Genomic DNA, 18,688 nt, shown 5'->3' with positions numbered 1-18,688 from the left:
ATCTTTAGAGATACTATTGAATACAAATGAAGAAAAATTCACTCTTGATATTTTAAACTATTTAGACAAGCAAAATGCTGGCCGTTTTACGTTAGTTGACAAGCATGGTAGCACAATTGTGCCATTGATTGACTTGGATGGAAAAGGTGGTAAAGCCGTAAAAGTTGATTCATTTGCTCTCAGTGCAGACATAACTCTGAATAAAGAAAAGATAGAAGGAATTATGGAGAAGACTCTAGAAGAAATATGGGAAGAAAAGCGAACAATATTAAAGGAGGAGCAGAAGTTGTATAATGATACAGCAAAAAGTGAACATTCACAGATAGTGTTGGGGGAAAATGCAGTTAAGGAGTTAGATTAGTCAAAACTGCGTAAAGCGCGTGAAGAGATATTGAATAGTGAAGAGTGTTCGGCACAGGATAAAAATGCGGTGCGTGAAACATTTGACTATACGGATGCTGGATTTCGAACGGCAAAAAGAGAAAAAGATCAAGCATTAAAGAAGTTAGTCAAGGCATGTAAGGCAAGAAGTGATGCAATAGAAACGAAATGGAAGAAAAAAAGGGAGGATTTGTGGAATAAGGAAACAGAAGAAGCTGAAAAAGCATGGGAAGAGGTAGTAGAAGAAAAAGCATTGGAAATGGTGAAAGGTGAAGTTAGAGAACTGCAAGAAAAATTTACAAGAGAATTAGATAAATACTTTGACATTCGTGCGGCAGGAATAAATGGAGTGTCAGAAACAAAGGGAGGATGCTTGGGTGTGGCTTCCTCGGTAGGTCAGTCATCAAAAGAAAAACTAGAAGTATGGTGTAATGCATATAAAGAAAAAAACAGATTATCTGATATGTTAAAAATATTGGGTTGTGCAAAAAAAGAAGCAGAGTACGAAGAATTTAAAGCAAGAAAAGAGGCAAATGATGATGGAATAGAGGAAATAGTAGAGGAAGGTGTAGAAGAGTCTGATGTAAAAAGTGGAAGATCAGAATTTGCATTGGTAGCAGTGCAAAAAGTATTGGATGCAAAAATAGAGGTGGAGAAGACAAAGCAAACAGGAAAAGGAAAATTTGAAGCAAGGTTAAGGTTACGGGAAGAATTGGCCAAGGCAAGAAAGGCAATAATGAAAGAAGAGACAGCATCAAAATTCGAGGCGTCATTGAATGAAGCAGGAATAACAGGGGAAGAAGTAAGTAAAAAGGTAGATGAATTGCAGAAATTGGAAGAGAATGAAGAAAAGAATAAAAAATTGAGATATATATCAACTATTAAAGATAAAAAACAATTATATGTGGCTTATTATGCAATGGTAAAAGATAGAAGTGCGCTTTTAAATTGGCATGAAAAGATTGCCAAGAGTTATGATGGTTACAAAGTGTGTAGCACAATAAAGGAGAGCAGTTTTAATACGGAGGTTTCTAATGAGAGCATACTAGGTTCTACGGTATCTGATGTTATTTTTCTGGAAGGAAGCGGGTTTGCTAGTGGTGGAGAAGGCGGTGATCTTTATATATTTTCTGCCAGAAATGTTAAGCAGGATCTAAATTATTTTATAGAAGTTGATAATGGGGCAAAAGACAAGGAATTAGATATACTAGAGATGCCAATAATTCCTGAAGCTACAGTATATGGATGTCACCTTCTGCTTGGTCAATTAAACAACACGTATATAAAAATAAGAGATTATTTTTTAAGTGATGAGTATAGACATTTGGTGCTTATGGACGGTAAGAGAGAGAGGTTTTTTGTACCATCTGCGCAAGGGAAGAGAAGTTGCGATAAAATAGTAGAAGGAACATGGGAAGCACCAGATATACAATCTGTGCAGTTTATACCTTTTTATCATGCTACAAGTAAAAGGAATTTCTATAATGTAACAGAAGATCAGATGAGAAGCCATCAAATGATTGCAATTGGTGCACATTTAAACAATACGTCATTCTATCGTGTTCACGACAATCTTGTACTTATGGAAACTAATAAAGACAAAAATTTGACAGTTAATTTACCAGGATTTTTTCAAAAAGGAAGTACTGATTTATACTTTTACCCGGATAATTGTCAATTAAACCTAACAGAAGTAGATCAATTAGTTACTGCTATCCCGATGAGTAACACTAATTTTTTTAGATATTATCAAGTAAGTAAAGAAGGATTAGAGATTTATCATAACCAACCTACCAATAAACGTCAGATTGGTTTAATGGATCTAAAGAGTAGGTCTATATTAGATTGCAGTGTAGAAATCATTGGTAGGGATTTAATTTTATCGTTCGGAGGTAAGGCCATTGCAACAGTTAAGAATTGGAGCATTTACCAGCCAGCAAGAAAAATGATGTTTGCTTTTAGTAACACAGCAGTTTTTAATGGAAAGTGTGTAGTTTCTACATGTAATCCAGAAGGTACAGTGAAAGAATTTGAAAAAGAGAAGGCAAAACTTGTAAGTAAGTACAATAGTTCTTTACTTAAAGCTGCAAAAGATGATAATCTTGATCAATTTAGAGGTCTTCTTGGCCGTGGTGCTGACGTTAATGCTAAAGATAGGGGTAATTGGACATCTTTGCACTATGCTGCTATGAGTAACAATTTAGAGGTAGCTAAACTTCTTATAGAAAGAGGTGCTGATGTTAACGCTAAAGATCATTATAATAAGACACCTTTGCATTGGGCTGCCATGGAAAGTAGTTTTGATGTAGCTAAACTTCTTATAGAAAGAGGTGCTGATACTAGTGCCACAGACGCTACTGGCAAGACACCTTTAGATCTGGCACGTCCTGGTTCAAAAGTGGAAAGCTTTTTAAGAGAGAAACAAGACGAAAGATTGATACAACGTAGACGCCGTCATCACCATGGAGACCATTCCCGTCATCATGATAGAGAACAAAAGTATTTACAAGAGGGAGAACGTCCTATCCACCTCAAATCAAAGGGGGCTAGTCGTAGTATTGAAAATGATAATTCTGCAATAGAGAGTAATAAGCTACAAGTGCAGCAAGCAAGCCATCTTTATGGATAAATGTTTTTGCTAATACTATAGTAGATGCTGTTAAAGGTATTTCTCAGTTTATCTCTTCTCCTTTTAAGCCAGCTATAGATATGAAGCATTCCCAACCTTCTAAAGCTATTACAGCTCAAGGTATTGATACAAATGGTACACTTCTTTTATTAGATGTATTTATAAGAAAAGTTACAGGCCAAAAGTATATTTCTAACGATATAAGGAGTATTTCTGAACAGGAAGCGCAAATTTATGCATTACCTATTGCAAAAGAATTTGAACAAGCATTAGAGAGTGCTGCTATTGAATCAGGAATACCAGTTACAAATCTAAAATTTAATCCTGTAGAAGTATTCTTAAAGGTGGCCGGGCAAATAAGAAGTGGTAAATTCTCTGAAATATCAAAAACCTTATACTCATCTGCAAAAGAAGCTTGTCCAGAGTTTGAACAAACTGGTGAGTTTCTAGTTCATGTGAAAAGCCATCTAGAAGAGTTTTTGGCTAAAAAGGAAACTGTATTTCTACAACAAAAGCAGACTGCAGATCAGCCAACATCTAGTGTTTCAAGGAAAGTAGTTGCAATGGAGCCATCTAAAAAGCCTGATACCTTCTTAAGCGATACATCAGTAGCTAAAGGCATAAAGCATGTTTTAGGGCTATGAAATCCCTCTTTTGTGAAGAGCTTAACAAAAATGGTTAAAAAGTATTTTCTTCCTGAAGTTATTTTATTTCAGCTTTAGGAAGAGCGTTTGTTTGGGAAATGACGTCAATCGAGATACCAGCCTTAAGTAGGTTTTTTGCGACTTCAATATCCCTATCTTTTCGACCTTCCGCTCTGCCTTTTTCATGACCGATTTGGATGCCTTCTTGTCTACCTTCTTCTCTACCTTTTTCAGTAGCATCATCAAGTTTTTGAGCGAGGACAGCCTGTTCATCAAGAATACGTTTTGTCTCTTGTTCATAGGCAATAAATTCTTTTTCTCACCAGTTAAATCTATTTAGCTCTTCATAGGCCTTTTTAATTATTACATCACTACCTATTATTTTTTACAGCTCTTCTTCACTAGTCTCATCTGCATATTTAAAGAAGTATATCCATTTTTCAACTATATTTTCTAACTGATCTTCTTTTGTTTTCGGAAATTTTGGCAATTCAATAAATATAAAATAAAAATCTTTTAGATCATGCTCATTAGTGTCTTCATCTCGAATAGTATGCTTTGATTTGTACTCAGACTTATCAGGAAATAAAATACAATCTGCTATAGCAATAAAGATAATTTCCTTAAGGTCATGGTATTGATCGCCCTTGTCAGCCTGTCTTGAATAGGCTTTGGCAGTATAGTATTGGGCACGTTTTTCAAATCCTTTAGTTTTAGCGACCTGCATCTCAATTATGCATTGCACTCCTGTGGAATCCCTACACAACACATCAACAATGCTTTGCTTTTTAGAGGCAATATCAGGGTCTTGAATAGTACTTAAAAACTCTATATCCTGTATTGCATTTTTGCCAGTAAAGCCCAGAATATCATTCAGGAAGTGAATGAAGATATCTTTATTCTTTTCAGTACCAAAGATACGGCGAAAGGCGACATCATTTTTGGGATCGAGAAACTTAGAAAGAGCCATAACGAATTAACCTAAAAAGCATTAATAATTATACATAATTCTGAAAAAATATTCAACTTCTTTATTTTTAGTTTATTTTTTTAAGTTTTGAATGCGTTGATGAAAAAAATGTCTCCCATAGATGGCTTTAGAATGCTACTACGCACCTTAGAGGTTTTTGTAGATCTTTTTATAAGCCACGCTATAAAATACCTAAAAACCCCGGCAAATGAATTCATGAATTTAGTAGCTATAAAGAGCTCTAAAAACACTTATTTTGGGTGTAAGAGACTAACCTGGCGATGAAATTAAGTAGTTATGCCCCCAAAATTGAAGTTATACATATAAAGGCCATTCTGAACTGGTCTAAGTGTTTCTTTTATGATGAAAAAGCCATTCTTTCTCAGTTAAAATTTTAACACCTAGTTCTAAAGCTTTTTTATACTTTGACCCAGGTTTTTCACCGACAACCAAGAAGTCCGTTTTAGGCGATACATTTGAACTCACAATCGCGCCTAAAGATTCCATTAGTGCTTACGCTTCATTTCTTTCCATTTTTGAAAGTTTTCCAGTAAAAACTACTGTTTTGCCATTAAAAATGGAATTGCTAGTATTAGCAACCACAGGCAGAATATTTAACTGAGCAGCAAGGTCATTTACCATTTCAATATTATCCTCATCAGAGAAAAATTCCTCCAAGGAAGTTATAGTTTCTTCGCCTATGCCTATTATGCTCATTAATTTATCAGGAGCTTCTCTATCATAAGGTAATTGAGCCATAACTTCATACCAACCATCATAAGATTTGTAATGATTAGCTAGTATTTTTGCTGCACGCGGTCCTACAAGTCTAATTCCCAAAGAAGTTATAAATTTTTTAAGTGTTACAGTTCTTCTGTTATTGATAGAGTTCAATACATTAGATATCAATTGTTCACCCCATCCCTCTTGTTCACTTAAGTTGAAATTTTTGAGTTTTTCTTCGAGAGCAAAAATGTCAGATATTTTCCTTATCAAACCAAGGTCATAAAGGAACTCCACTTGGTTACTGCCAAAACCTTTAATGTCAAGAACTTCCACAAAATATTTTAACTTTCCTATTCGCTGTGCTTGGCAACCGTTTTCTCCGGAACATCTAGCTGTAGCTTCATCTTTAAATATATCTACTGCACTTCCGCATTCCGGGCAAGTATCAGGAAATATAAACTTTGGTGTATTCCGAGAACGAGACTTTTTATCCACTTCTACAATGCGGGAAATAACATCTCCAGCTCGTTCTACTACTACGATATCACCTTCCCTTATGTCTTTGCGCTTAATTTCATCTTTATTATACAGATTTGCCCTAGTAATGAGAACCCCTCCTATATTTATCGGAACTAATTCTGCAATTGGTGTCAGCACACCTGTTCTGCCTACTTGTACTGATATTTTTTTTATTTTAGTTTTTCCTTGAGCTGCAGGAAGTTTGTGTGCTATAGCCCCGCGTGGTGCTTTGTTGGTATTTCCTAATCTATCATGTAATTTCAAATCATTAACCTTATAGACTACGCCATCGATATCATAGCCTAAATTATGACGATTACTATAGATTTGATTGTAGAACTCCAACATTTCATCTGCATTGTTTGCTAAAAATTTATACTCATTAACACAGAATCCTAGCTCTTTTAACTTGTTTAATACTTTAAATTGAGTCTTTTCTGCTCCACCAATTAAAGAATAGGCAAAGTACCTGAGTACTTTCGCCGAAGTATTTATCGAGTACGCATTTTAAATCAGGCTTTGGTTCTTATTTTACAATAATTAACATAATGATAATAAATTATTAAATGGTAAACTACTATATTTATTCTTCAACTTATTATACAATGGATGCACTAGCTGGAGGTTTAACATTACTACCCTCAAGTAAACTTGAAGGCCTATTACAACTAGCTGGAGGTTCAACTAAATTTGAAGGTCTGTTATAGTAATATATGATTGTAGCTGCAACTAGACAACAAGCTCCAACTGCTATTCCTACCATTAGCATTTCCAAGTAAACTGCAATAGCTATCCCTGTAGCAACTCCGGTTATTGCTAACATAGCAGCAGCTATCACAGGCAACTTACTTTTTGCATTTTGTGGAGCAGGGTTGTTTTTGTCTGGATAACTAGGTTGTTTGCTGTTACCTTGAACATTATTTACTCGGTTAGAGTCTTTACTAGCTACTAAAGGTACCCCTGTTGGTATTAGTTTTGGTTGTGTATCTTTTTTACCACTATTCTTATCTAAACTTTTAGGTGCAGCTAGTTGAACAGATGGTGCAGTACCATCTTTATTAATAAATTGTTGAACAATAGCTTGTAACTGAATTTCGCTTGAATCACTATGATTATCATTACTAATAACGGAAGCTGCTACATCATCTCCAACTGATATATCTTGAGCAGTTTGTGCAGCAAGTTCTTCTGATTTCTTGGGAACTATAGGAATTGCTTGTTGAACAGGAATTTGTTTATCCTTACTATTGCTATTATCCGTATTTTTAGCATCAGTGTTTAAATCAATACCCTTACTTACAGATTGGTCCGAACCTGGCAAACTGTCGTTACTTGTAGAAGCTTGATTTACTAATGATGCAGCTTGTTTTAGATGAGTCGAATGCTCACCACTGACCTTAGTATCACTTAATTGAATATTTTCTTCAGTAAGTTCTCTTTCCTTCTCTGCAAGCTGAGCTTCTGCGCTCTTAAGTTTCTCTTGTAATCCGGAACTACTTTCTTCATTTTTACCCTCCTTACGATCATTGCTTACAGGTTCCTCCATTGAAGCCCCTACATTATTTATTGTATTACTTTCTTTTGTTGATGAAAGAACATTTTTTTCCACCTGTTGGTTGCCAGTACTTTCAGGTTCTGAACTTTTTTGATCGCCTGATTGACCGTTAATACTTTCCTCAGCTGTTGCTTGTTGTGTATTGTTTTCACCAGCCCCTTTCACCACAATTGCTGGTGTATTACTGGTATAAGGTTGAACTGTAGTATTACTAAGATCATCTTTATTTATATGAGTATTATTTTCTTGCTCCGAAACTTGCATTTTAATGTTGTTATTTTGAATAACTGGATTATTAGAGTTACTGTTGAATACTGCAGATAAAACTCCCGGTTGTGTAGAATCAACTTGAATATCAAAGGGCTGTTTTGCAACCTGAGTGTCATTTTCTTGTCCTAAAGTTGGTGTTTCAATATTTTCAATTGTAACGAATATATTATTAGGGTTGTCGTTGGGTACTGTAGGTAAAACTTCTAGATCGCTCTCAGTTACAAGTCCATTGCTAGCACTTAAAGAAGATACATTTTGTTCCCTACTAACAGTTTCAGCCATACCTTCAACATGTTCATTAGTGGACACATCCTCTGTTTCATTCACCTTATTGAAAATAACCAAGCTTCCTAGAGACTGTTCAGAACTTTCACTGTACTCTACTTTACATGGATTATACCTTTCCATTATTTCAGAAAATGAAGCATTCTTATATTTATCTTTTACTTGCTCAAAATGCCTCTCCTTACTATTTGGTAGACCGCCAGAGTTGCCTGGTATTAGGTCATAAAAAGTTTTGGCAAAACGAGAAAGCGGGTGGAAGGGAGATACACTGTCATCCAGTTTAAAATCTTCAGGTTTGGTATTTCTAATAAGATCGATATAGTTCTCTATTTCATGACCGTTTATAGCACCAAAACCTAACTTTAGTCTTCGGCCTACATGCTTATAACCCATAAAACCAGGTGCTACCATAGTTATCAGGTCTGATGAATTATCTACTCTAACAGTATCCTTCCAAAGAAGGCTATCATAAAATTCAGCAGCAGCTTTGTCAGCAGCTCTTGGTGCGGCAATAGTTATAACACGCAAATTTTTTACATCTTCTCTTAGCTTTAAATACAAGCCAGCTATGTTAACAACAGCACCACCCATACTGTGGCCTGTAACAGTAATTTTTAACTCTTCAATTCCTACATTGCGATCATTAGCATATCTTCTTAATATCTCATAAAGACTTTCCCAAGAACTTTCAAACCTATCGTAAAACCCCGAGTGAAGATTGCAATTTTTAGGCAAAAATTCAACTTGTCTCAATTGAGTTTCAAGATCTTTTTGAATATAAAACAAACCATCAGTACCACGATAAGTTATAATTATGTCGTCATCTTTTATAAAAACATAACCGGCCTGCCAAAATAGGTTACCCAGGGAAAATTGAATAGCTGTTTAGCCTTCTTCCTCAAATTGAGCAAGAGTTTTATACCCTCTTTTTTCCAGCTTGGCAAAGTTCTTGTTGTTATGATTACCATCACCGACATAATAGCTTATATTAGCAAATTCTGCAGCACGTAATAAATCCTCCTTACTAATCCCTAGACTAGTTAAATCTAAAGCAGTCTTCTTGACTAGAGTAAGAATGTTTTGTTTTTTTTCCTTACGTCTATCATCTGCACTATCAATATTTTTTAGAAGCTGCTTTTCAATTTGTTCAATAATTTTATTGTCTTCAAATACTTCTTGGTAGATTTTTCGGAGAGTACGATCACTACACTCAAGACATTTTTTGCACAAGTATTCAACAATTGAATCATGCTCCTGACTTATTGCAGTTTCCAAAAGAGTGATGAAACTGTTCTTTAATAAAGTTTTTCTAGTTAGGTCATTTGAAAAAAACTTAACATCTCTTTCAACTACATCTAATACTCTCTCGATAAATTTTTCATTTTGTACTAATGACGCTGTTTCAAGCACGCCATATAAAGAGTCAGAGCTACTTGCTTGCAACACTTGTTTAAGATCTTTTAAGACGTACTCAATAAGAACTGTATCTAATAAATTCTGCTCTTTTCTTAGTGCTATAACTGAGAAAAAGCCAATCTTATTAGGTTCAACAAGTTGTACAACCTGATTTTTTAATTTCTCGTAAATCCCATCGATAACATGGAATTTTTCTATAAAAGCTGCAATATATTTTTGACTGCCAACAAGTAGAGGCAAAAGACTCAAGTTTCTCTCAGTAAAAAGTAGATCTTGATATTTTTCTGTAAGCTTGTCATTGGCTGCAATTGCCAGAAGTAACAACTCTTTTGCCGAATAATTACAGTTATTTTTTTCTGTATCATACCTGTGAGAAAGTATATTGCTAAATATACACGAATGATCGCCTCTAGATTGTCTTTCTTCAAAGCTTCCTACCCTTTGGTCTTCTAATTTTAAACCAAGGTGATCTATACAAAAATTTTTGAATCTTTTAACATCGAGATCAGCAACAAATAAATCTTCATAACTTTTAATATTTTCTACAACCTCATCTAGTTTTTTGAAATTATTTTCGTTCATTTCGTCATTTAGGATATCTATAAGAGCCTGAATGCGTGATATACTCGGGAGCATTTGAGCATCTTTGGTAATAAGAAGAGACTTGAGATCTGGATCAGTATTTGCAAGAATAGCGTTCTCTAGGCTTAGATCATCATTGCACGTGGCCCCACTACTAAGTGGAATAGCTGGTGCCACTTGATTTCCACTGCCTAAAATTCCGGACTCTTCTTCTACTTCAATATCTTAACCTTCAGAATGGTGATGCTCCTTAACTTCAGCTTCCTCTTGATTTACATTAACCCAACTTGAATCTTCAGTTGGCAAACTTGCAGTACTTGATGTTAAAGAATTAGTTTGAATAACCAATATATTACCCCTATTAATATAACTTCTTAAGTATACCACTAAACATTGATTTTGCCAAGCAAATTATTCAACCTTTTAACCCCAATTTATGGTGTATGGTCCCAGAGGGTGATGAATTGTAAATAAATTAGGAGCACTGGTTACATATAAATTCATAAGGTTTTGAGAGTTTTAAGTCTTTTTGTATAGTCTTGGTTGCACTTTTATGCAGCTTAACATAAGTAAATTTGATCTATAGCAACAAACAAATGCTTATTTTAACTTATTTCTGTTGGCGTTTTATAGTAGTAATTGATGTTAACCCGTTCTAAAATTGGTAGCTTGCTCTGAAGAAACACTATAGTTGTTTAAGGTGGGTTTGATATATTTAGAAAAATTATCTATAAGATTAATATTCAATTTATTTATATTGAAATATACGATTTTATAAAATGACTGTTTATCGAAGAACATGGTGGGGTAAGAAGTGGCTTCAATGCCTTGGTGGAGTTGACTGCGATAATCGATTACAACGTGGTAGAACCTATTCCAATGATGGGAGAGTCTCTGGTATTAAAATTAATAGTAATGTAATCGTAGCTAAAGTTTATGGTTCGGGTCAATCATATAGAGTTGAAGTTATACTAAGAGAATTCAATGCTTCAGAGAAGCATACCATTCATCAAATTATAAAAACTTCACCAGCTATATTATCTCGGTTAATAAACAGACGGTTACCGAGCAGCTTACTTGATAAACTCAATGATTCTGGCATTAAGTTGTTTCCCTCAAAATGGAAAGAAATAAAAACAATCAGCTTGTTTGATAAACTCAATAATTTTTACACTAAATTGTTTTCTTTAAAATGGAGAGAAGTAAGAACGATCAATTTGCTTGATAAGCTCAATGATCTTGGTACGAAATTGTTTACTTCAGAGCGGAAAGAAATAAATGCAAGATGCAATTGTCCTGATTGGGCTGTACCTTGTAAGCATATTGCTGCTGTAATTTATCTTATTGCTAAAGAGATTGATAGAAATCCTTTATTGGCTTTTAATATTCGTAATTGTAACTTACTAGCATTCATCGATGATTTTTGGGATGGAAAATTAGGAGATGTTCAAAAAATCTTAACGCTTGATGATGTATTTAAACCATGCGATCAAGCAACTTCCAATCAAGTAATTTTAGATAACATTGACTTATCAACTATTCCTGACCTTGCTAATTGTGTTTGCAGTATTTTGACGAATAATCCGCTTTTTTTTGAGAAAAACTTTTGCCATACCTTGCAAACGGCTTATAAGCATTGGCAAAGATATCCCACAGGAAATCAGTCTTTTACAGAAGAAGAACTGTTTATTGAGAAATGGGTGCATATCGAACATTGGCAAACATTTCAACTATTTATTGATGATCGTTATCAACTGATTCAGGTAAACAATGGTATAAGTAAGTTATTTGCAACCGATAAAAATTTACCAAAAAATGTAGCACAATTTTTAAACGACATTCCTAATTCGTTACTTCACAGGCTTAATCCTGAACTTCGCTTCATGCATATGATTTCACAGTTTGCACATATGCTGATGGAAAAGTCAGCGCTAATACCACAAGTATTACAAAACAAAAGAGAAGAAATTATAATGAGATGGATTCCTGCGTTGTTTAATGAATCAGTTAAGGAAATTCATAGCAAGATATCATCTATTTGTCCTCCTCTATTGGTGCAGTACAAGGGACGTGCTATAGAACCAGACGAACAGGTAAATGTTGCTACTTCTCTCATCCTTTTAGGATATATAACAAACAATTTTCCTGTATCACTTGATGAATATAAATATGTGAACATCTTTAGACTGTTTTTCACTGGCAAGTATCAAAAGTTTCATGGACTAATCGACAAAGAAAAATCGCAAATAATTAATGTCTAGTTGTCACACCTTTACTTAGCAGGTAAACCATACAAATTTCATTTAATTATACGGGATCATTATGACAGATTTGAACTTGACGTACAGATATCTCTGGACGGTACAGAGCTACCGATGAAATTAGATAAGGCACTTCCTAGTCAAAATAAAGAATTAAGACTGAGTATTTTATCTGACCTTGCATTTTTGCTTGAGCATATACCAGAATTAGAAAAATCAATCAACAGTAATCGTACATTATTTCTATACTTAGATCGTTTCTCATCAGTGTTTACAGACACTTTGCCGATATTAAGAACGATTGGCATTGTAGTTGTTTTACCAGAATCCTTGCAAAAAGTCTTCAAACCGCAATTAAGTCTTAACTTGTCTACTAAAGATGAAATAAAAGAAGAAGATGATGATAATCACGAAATCTTCATGATGTTTGAGGACATATTAAAGTTTGATTGGAGAGTAGCAATAGGTGATAAGAAGTTTAGTATTTCAGAGTTTAAGAGGCTACTAAAAACTCTCGTAAACTTGTGCGTATTATGGATCAGTATGTACTTCTAGATGACAAACAAGTAGGAGGTTTACTAAAGAAACTTGATAAGCTACCTAATTCTCTCAATCGAGCAGAACTCATGCAAGCTGTTTTAACAGGTGAGTTGGATGAAACTAAAGTAGCATTTGACCAGCAGCTTACAAGCTTGTTTAAAAAACTTAACACTTATACACCTGTAACTACGCCAAACAATCTGACAGCACAATTGCGCCCATATCAAGAACGCGAATTTAGCTGGCTTGTACAGAACATAGAAAGTGGGTTTGGTAGCATAATTGCTGATGATATGGGTCTTGGTAAGACTATACAAGTTATTGCAGCTATTTTATATTGTAAAAATACAGGATTTTTAAATCGGGATAGAGTTTTGATAGTAGCTCCAACAAGCATATTAAGTAATTGGTAACGAGAGATGGAACGTTTTGTACCAGAGTTAAAGCTTTTCGTCTATCACGGACAAAATCGAGAATTAGCAAGTGATTATGATGTGGCTCTAACATCTTATGGTATTGCACGTAGCGATAAGAGAGAACTTGACAAAGTTGGATGGTTTTTGCTCGTAATTGATGAAGCACAAAATATTAAGAACCGTGACGCTGACCAAACCAGAGCAATTAAAGCTATAAAAGCAAAATGTAGAGTAGCTATAAGTGGTACACCTGTTGGGAATAGACTGCTAGAGTATTGGAGTATTTTTGATTTTACCAATAGATCTTACCTAGGTAGTGCTACCCAGTTTAAGACCAACTTTGCAATACCAATTGAGAAAGAGAGAGAGAAATCTTGCCTAGAAAGGTTCATGAAAATAACTAGCCCTTTTATGTTACGTAAACTTAAGAGCGATAAAAGCATTATTCAGGATTTACCAGATAAAATTGAGAGTAATTGTTATTGTTTTCTCACTCCAGAGCAAGCGGCTCTTTACCAAGAAGTTGTTGATGCGAATATGGGAAAAATAGAAAAAAGTGAAGGAATTGAACGTAAGGGACTAATCTTTAAACTTATCAATGCTTTAAAGCAAATTTGTAACCATCCATCACAGTTTGGCAAGAAAAAGCGTGCGAGTATTGAACAATCCAGTAAAATGCAGATGCTTGAGGAAATATTGATTAGTATTGGTGAAGTTGCAGAAAAATCATTGATATTTACTCAATACACTGAAATGGGTGAGATTATAGCTAGGCTACTTGAAGAAAGATTTGAATCAGAAGTGCCATTTTTACATGGAGGACTTTCTAGAAAAGCACGTGATACAATGATTAATGACTTTCAAAACTTATTCCAGTCCAACATTCTTATAGTGTCTTTAAAAGCTGGAGGAACAGGACTTAATTTAACAGCAGCAAACCATGTAATACATTACGATTTGTGGTGGAATCCAGCAGTGGAAGCACAAGCAACAGATCGGGCCTATCGTATCGGGCAAGAACGTAATGTTATAGTGTACAGGCTACTTTTAACAGGTACATTTGAAGAGCGTATTGATGAGATGATTCAAAGCAAGAAGGAATTGGCAAACCTAACTATAAGTAGTGGCGAGAGTTGGATTACAGAATTTAACAATGAACGGTTAAGAGATTTAGTTAATATAAAAAATGCACTATAATATATCTGAGTTATTTAATGTAAAGAACCAGATAACTACCGCTCAATAATTCAAAATGGAGACAAAGAGCAAAATGTACGTCTCCAACAGAAAAGCTTCTTTTGTAGTAGTCAAAAAAAGCAGAGATATAGGGCTTTCTGAAGGGAGGCTCTTGAAATTAAAACCAAAAAGATACAGTTTTACATAGCCCATTTCAATTGTCTCTACTGCAACCCAATTCTTTAAAACGTTTTAGAGGATTGTTATAGCGTTATTAGTGATTTGGATAGAGAGATAGCACCTTTATCAAAAACCCATGTAACCTCTTTAAAATCCCGACAAACAGTTATTTCCAAAATGGAAACAACTCAAATAGCGAAGACTTCTGTTGTAAAAAAAGTAATTAGCTGCCTTAAAATTATTTCAACTTTTTTTCACATTTTTTGGACGAATTTCTGAGAATTTACGTATATATATTACATGCATATATTTGCTGTCTCTAGATGAAAATTTCCAGTTATGTCAATCCTAACACTCGACCTCGGCAAGCAAACCGGCTGGGCAATTCTTACAGATGGAGTAATCCAAAGTGGCAGTGAGAGTTTTCACTCTAGCCGTTTCAGCGGAGGTGGCATGTGCTTTTTAAGTTTTAGTAATTGGCTTAATTCCTTGAAAGACATTTCTACAGTGTACTTTGAGGAGGTAAGGAGACACCTTGGAACTGATGCTGCGCATTGTTATGGTGGTTTCTTTGCTGTTTTAGCTGCTTGGTGTGAAAAGCATCATATACCTTATCAAGGTGTACCTGTCAAGGCGATAAAACGTTTTATCACCGGTAAAGGCAATGCAAGTGTGGCAAAGTAGTGTTGACGGCAGGGGTTGATGTGCAAAAAGATCGGTTAGAAGTAGAAGTAGTAGCATGGGGAAAAACCGAGAAAGTTGGTCAATAGACTACCAGGTATTTGAAGGAGATCCGGGAGGAGAAGAAGTATGGGGAAAACTTTCGGAGTTATTAAATCATCATTTTATCGGTGAAAATGGTCTTGAATACATGATAAGCATGATGGCGGTAGATGCTGGGTATGCAACGCAAGAGGTATACAACTGGGTAAGAGGTCACCAAGGCTAATGGCAGTAAAAGGGGCAAACAAAGCGCTAGTGCCACTGAGCAGCCCAAGTAGAGTTGATGTAACAGTTAGCGGACAAAAGCTAAAGAGAGGAATGAAGCTGTGGCCAGTTGGAGTATCGATATTAAAGTCAGAATTGTTTCAGTTGCTGAATGTTTTAACAGAAGGGGCGCCGGGGTATTGTCATTTTCCAGATTATACACCTGAGTATTTTAAACAGCTAACCGCAGAGCAACTAATTACCAAAGTAGTAAAAGGATATACCAAACAAGAGTGGCAAAAGATAAGAGACCGAAATGAAGTACTAGGTTGCAGAGTTTACGCAAGAGCTCCGTCTATTGCCCTGGGGATTGATAGATGGCCAGAGAGTAAATGGGAGAGTTTAGTAGGTGAAAAAACTAAAAAGCCTAAAAAGGTAAGAAAGAGTAGATGGCTGGGTGAGAAGAATGTACAGCAGTAAATATTTAGCCCAAGTTGAAGAAGCGATAAAGAAGCTGCAAAGCGGGGAAAGGGTTGTCTTAATTGCATATGGTGACCATGTAGTTCGGTACGGGGAAATTCAAATAAAGGATTTATTGGAGCTCAGGCAACGCATTAAATCTGAATTGAAAATCGCAGGTGTGAAGCCGAAGAGAAAGATTGTTATTTCAACGAATAAAGGGATCATATAATGATAAAAATCGTTGAAAGGAACACTATGACAAAAATTATAGGAAAAGAATATACAGAATTTTTAGAGCAGTTGAAAGATCGTATTGCAACAAGCCGTTATAAGGCAGCAAGAACAGTAAATAAAGAACTGCTACTGCTTTATCATTATATTGGAACGCGGATTCTAGAAAAACAAAAGAGTCAGAGTTGGGGATCTAAAGTAATTGAGCAGTTAAATAGAGACTTAAAGGCTGAATTCCCGTAAATGAAAGGTTTTAGCACGAGAAACTTGAAATATATGCGTCAATTTGCAGTGGAGTATCAAGATATTGAATTTGGGCAACAACTTGTTGCCCAATTGCCGTGGGGACATAATGTATTTCTAATGGACTTAGTTCAGGACAAAGAAGCGAGGCTATTCTACATAAAAGAAGCTATTGAACATGGCTGGTCACGTAACATTATGGTGATGCAGATAGAGCTTGGTCTACATAAACGTCAAGGGAAAGCTATTACTAACTTTGAAGAAAAATTACCATCTCCACAATCCGATCTAGCACATTACACATTAAAAGATCCATATATTTTTGATTTTTTAAGTATAGGTAAGGATGCTCACGAAAGAGAAGTAGAAAAGGGACTTGTAGGGCATATGGAAAAATTTCTGTTAGAACTAGGTGAGGGATTTGCATTTGTTGGTAGATAATTTCATTTAGATGTTGGTAATAAAGACTTTTATATTGATTTATTATTCTATCATTTAAAGTTACGTTGCTTCATAGTAATTGAACTAAAAGATAAAGATTTTAAACCAGAGTATGCAGGTAAAATGAATTTTTATCTTTCTGCAGCTGACGATTTACTGAAGCACTCGACAGATCAACCTTCTATAGGGTTAATCTTATATAAATCTAAAGACGATGTACTTGTTAAATATACACTCAAAGACATGAACAAGCCAATAGGGTTAGCAGAGTATCAAATCACTGAAAATCTACCAGAAGAGGTAAAAACAGCTCTGCCAACAATAGAAGAGTTAGAAGCTGAATTATCGAAAGTTTCAGATAAGGAAAAGTAATGCTACTAAAATCATTCAAACAATTATTCCGCAAACCAAAAATCAAGAGCTCAGCCTGGGATGCATCAGGTTCAGGAAGGAGATTATTGCACTTTCAACCAGAGTCAGGAAGCATAAACAATTTGCTGTCTCAAAGCCTTGAACACCTGCGTAGTCGTTCACGTGACATGGTAAGAAAGAACTCCTATGCGGCAAACATCATCGATACGATAGTGAGTAATTGCGTTGGAACAGGAATAAAACCGCAATCAAAAGCTAAAGATGCAGAGTTTCGGAAAAAAGTGCAAGAATTATGGCTGAGATGGACAGATGAACCAACAGGACCAGAGCCTGCGATGATAATGTTTTTCATTTTTATCTCATATGAACCACCTAACGCTAGGCTTACCATAATATGAGATATAATGCAACAGTTTTTTTATTTAGAAATAGACTACTGTGGTGATTGCTGTGCTGCTACAAAACGCTCATATTCTACTTTTGCTATTTTAGTACTGGGTTTAAACGCTTCATATGTAATACGACCAGCTGCAAGTGCTGCTACTCTAACTATAGCCGCTGCACCTATTATACGTGGTGCATCTGGTGTAATGTTGCCAGTTGTGAAAAGTGTTATTGCTGCTACAGCACCCAGTAACAGTGTTGAATAACGAACAAAGAGGCCTCCATTGCGTGCTTTTTCAAATTGTGCTAAACACCCATCACCATACCCAGGTGAAAGGAGCCATGCACGCCCGTATACATAGCTATATACTGGAGTTTCACTATTTTTATCCTTCACCCAAGGATCTGCACCGTTTTGTATGAGAAGCCGTATTATAGATTCACTACCACTAACTGCAGCATAATGTAAAGGAGTACATTCCCAGATATCTTTTGTATGAACATTTGCGCCGTTTTTTATTAGAATCCTTGCTGCTTCTAGCTGATTACTTTTAGCAGCTGCATGTAAAGGAGTATGGCTATGCTTGCCATCAACATCTGCACCACTTTCTATCAGAATTTTTATTATGTTCGTATGGCCATGTTTAGCAGCCACATGCAGTAATGTACCTTGCCAACTAGCAATATTAGTAGTAAATTGGCAGTCTAATGAAAACTTACTTTCTTTCCATACATTATATTCTTCCTTTGCTAATGCTCCTTCAAATCCACTATCTAGTTTGCTTTTCTCTTCTAGTTTTTTCTTTATCTTTTTAACTATATTATTCGAGTTTAAATCTTGATCATTATTTAATACTTCCAGTATTTCATGTAGCGGCTCCATAATCACCCTCTCTCTTTAATTAAATAATACGTTATGACTACCCTGTAGAAGAGAGTCAATTAAAAAGCATTTGAGGCAAAACTTTCTACAAATTAAATTATGTAAAAAAATGTTTGCACATTATGTAATTGTTCAATATAAATGGCATTAATTGTCAAGATAAGGTGTTTTATGCAAGCTGCAGAGCAAAAAACA

13 protein-coding genes and 6 pseudogenes are annotated in these 18,688 nt (G+C 35.3%); 12 read left to right on the top strand and 7 right to left on the bottom strand.

The genetic code is table 11. From position 1 onward, the window contains the following. Positions 1–16 precede the first annotated feature (16 nt). The 3 genes from AAGD91_RS03440 to AAGD91_RS03430 all read left to right on the top strand — a co-directional run bounded on the left by AAGD91_RS03440 (position 17) and on the right by AAGD91_RS03430 (position 3,654). Positions 17–361: a hypothetical protein gene (locus AAGD91_RS03440; protein ID WP_341820610.1), complete on the top strand. Its 345-nt coding sequence runs from the start codon at positions 17–19 to the stop codon at positions 359–361. A gap of 30 nt (positions 362–391) precedes the next feature. Next, positions 392–3,010, top strand: coding sequence for an ankyrin repeat domain-containing protein (locus AAGD91_RS03435; RefSeq protein ID WP_341820609.1), 2,619 nt, complete (start codon positions 392–394; stop codon positions 3,008–3,010). Between the two features lie 80 nt (positions 3,011–3,090). Then, positions 3,091–3,654, top strand: coding sequence for a latrotoxin-related protein (locus AAGD91_RS03430; protein ID WP_341820608.1), 564 nt, complete (start codon positions 3,091–3,093; stop codon positions 3,652–3,654). Positions 3,655–3,712: 58 nt separating this feature from the next. Here the strand turns inward: AAGD91_RS03430 and AAGD91_RS03425 are convergent. The 6 genes and pseudogenes from AAGD91_RS03425 to AAGD91_RS03400 all read right to left on the bottom strand — a co-directional run bounded on the left by AAGD91_RS03425 (position 3,713) and on the right by AAGD91_RS03400 (position 10,325). After that, a pseudogene (locus tag AAGD91_RS03425) lies at positions 3,713–4,624 on the bottom strand (Rpn family recombination-promoting nuclease/putative transposase). A 345-nt stretch (positions 4,625–4,969) separates the two neighbouring features. Then, positions 4,970–5,131: a BRCT domain-containing protein gene (locus AAGD91_RS03420; protein ID WP_341820607.1), complete on the bottom strand. Its 162-nt coding sequence runs from the start codon at positions 5,129–5,131 to the stop codon at positions 4,970–4,972. A 6-nt stretch (positions 5,132–5,137) separates the two neighbouring features. Further along, a complete protein-coding gene (gene ligA, locus AAGD91_RS03415) occupies positions 5,138–6,319 on the bottom strand; it encodes an NAD-dependent DNA ligase LigA (RefSeq protein ID WP_341821508.1) in 1,182 nt (393 codons plus the stop codon). A 148-nt stretch (positions 6,320–6,467) separates the two neighbouring features. Next, on the bottom strand, positions 6,468–8,789 hold the full coding sequence (locus AAGD91_RS03410) for a lipase family protein (protein WP_341821507.1): 2,322 nt from the start codon (positions 8,787–8,789) through the stop codon (positions 6,468–6,470). Between the two features lie 75 nt (positions 8,790–8,864). Continuing rightward, on the bottom strand, positions 8,865–10,154 hold the full coding sequence (locus AAGD91_RS03405) for a hypothetical protein (protein WP_341820606.1): 1,290 nt from the start codon (positions 10,152–10,154) through the stop codon (positions 8,865–8,867). Positions 10,155–10,202: 48 nt separating this feature from the next. Next, a complete protein-coding gene (locus AAGD91_RS03400) occupies positions 10,203–10,325 on the bottom strand; it encodes a hypothetical protein (RefSeq protein ID WP_341820605.1) in 123 nt (40 codons plus the stop codon). 431 nt (positions 10,326–10,756) lie between these two features. On the opposite strand from AAGD91_RS03400, the gene AAGD91_RS03395 reads away from it, so the two are divergent. From AAGD91_RS03395 to AAGD91_RS03355, 9 genes and pseudogenes are all read left to right on the top strand, one after another. Next, the gene (locus AAGD91_RS03395; RefSeq protein WP_341820604.1) at positions 10,757–12,238 is read left to right on the top strand and encodes an SWIM zinc finger family protein; all 1,482 of its coding nucleotides are present in this window, start codon (positions 10,757–10,759) and stop codon (positions 12,236–12,238) included. 114 nt (positions 12,239–12,352) lie between these two features. Continuing rightward, entirely contained in the window at positions 12,353–12,793 is a 441-nt protein-coding gene (locus AAGD91_RS03390) for an SNF2 helicase-associated domain-containing protein (protein WP_341820603.1), read from the top strand. After that, a pseudogene (locus tag AAGD91_RS03385) lies at positions 12,772–13,764 on the top strand (DEAD/DEAH box helicase); the annotation flags it as partial. The gene AAGD91_RS03390 and the pseudogene AAGD91_RS03385, both read left to right, overlap by 22 nt. Before the next feature lie 105 nt (positions 13,765–13,869). Further along, complete coding sequence (locus AAGD91_RS03380; protein WP_341821506.1) at positions 13,870–14,391, top strand: C-terminal helicase domain-containing protein; 522 nt, start codon at positions 13,870–13,872, stop codon at positions 14,389–14,391. A 498-nt stretch (positions 14,392–14,889) separates the two neighbouring features. After that, positions 14,890–15,222, top strand: a pseudogene (locus AAGD91_RS03375) (Holliday junction resolvase); the annotation flags it as partial. A 5-nt stretch (positions 15,223–15,227) separates the two neighbouring features. Further along, positions 15,228–15,957 (top strand): annotated as a pseudogene (locus tag AAGD91_RS03370) (terminase gpA endonuclease subunit); the annotation flags it as partial. Continuing rightward, the gene (locus AAGD91_RS03365) at positions 15,944–16,168 is read left to right on the top strand and encodes a hypothetical protein (RefSeq protein WP_341820602.1); all 225 of its coding nucleotides are present in this window, start codon (positions 15,944–15,946) and stop codon (positions 16,166–16,168) included. The pseudogene AAGD91_RS03370 and the gene AAGD91_RS03365, both read left to right, overlap by 14 nt. 26 nt (positions 16,169–16,194) lie before the next feature. Beyond that, a pseudogene (locus AAGD91_RS03360) lies at positions 16,195–17,226 on the top strand (PDDEXK nuclease domain-containing protein). After that, positions 17,226–17,540: pseudogene (locus tag AAGD91_RS03355) on the top strand (phage portal protein); the annotation flags it as partial. The pseudogenes AAGD91_RS03360 and AAGD91_RS03355, both read left to right, overlap by 1 nt. A gap of 119 nt (positions 17,541–17,659) precedes the next feature. Here the strand turns inward: AAGD91_RS03355 and AAGD91_RS03350 are convergent. Further along, positions 17,660–18,493: an ankyrin repeat domain-containing protein gene (locus tag AAGD91_RS03350; protein WP_341820601.1), complete on the bottom strand. Its 834-nt coding sequence runs from the start codon at positions 18,491–18,493 to the stop codon at positions 17,660–17,662. Positions 18,494–18,688 lie beyond the last annotated feature (195 nt).

This window comes from Wolbachia endosymbiont (group A) of Myopa testacea, from assembly GCF_964027115.1.
In the GTDB taxonomy this organism is placed as follows: domain Bacteria; phylum Pseudomonadota; class Alphaproteobacteria; order Rickettsiales; family Anaplasmataceae; genus Wolbachia.
This window is presented reverse-complemented; position numbering and strand designations above follow the sequence as displayed.

What these genes read in the sequence shown, in the direction of transcription:
- AAGD91_RS03430 (WP_341820608.1), top strand. Translation starts at nt 3,091, where the DNA reads ATGAAGCATTCCCAACCTTCTAAAGCTATTACAGCTCAAGGTATTGAT.
- AAGD91_RS03420 (WP_341820607.1), bottom strand. Translation starts at nt 5,131, where the DNA reads ATGGAATCTTTAGGCGCGATTGTGAGTTCAAATGTATCGCCTAAAACG.
- AAGD91_RS03395 (WP_341820604.1), top strand. Translation starts at nt 10,757, where the DNA reads ATGACTGTTTATCGAAGAACATGGTGGGGTAAGAAGTGGCTTCAATGC.
- AAGD91_RS03390 (WP_341820603.1), top strand. Translation starts at nt 12,353, where the DNA reads ATGAAATTAGATAAGGCACTTCCTAGTCAAAATAAAGAATTAAGACTG.
- AAGD91_RS03380 (WP_341821506.1), top strand. Translation starts at nt 13,870, where the DNA reads ATGCAGATGCTTGAGGAAATATTGATTAGTATTGGTGAAGTTGCAGAA.
- AAGD91_RS03365 (WP_341820602.1), top strand. Translation starts at nt 15,944, where the DNA reads ATGTACAGCAGTAAATATTTAGCCCAAGTTGAAGAAGCGATAAAGAAG.
- AAGD91_RS03350 (WP_341820601.1), bottom strand. Translation starts at nt 18,493, where the DNA reads ATGGAGCCGCTACATGAAATACTGGAAGTATTAAATAATGATCAAGAT.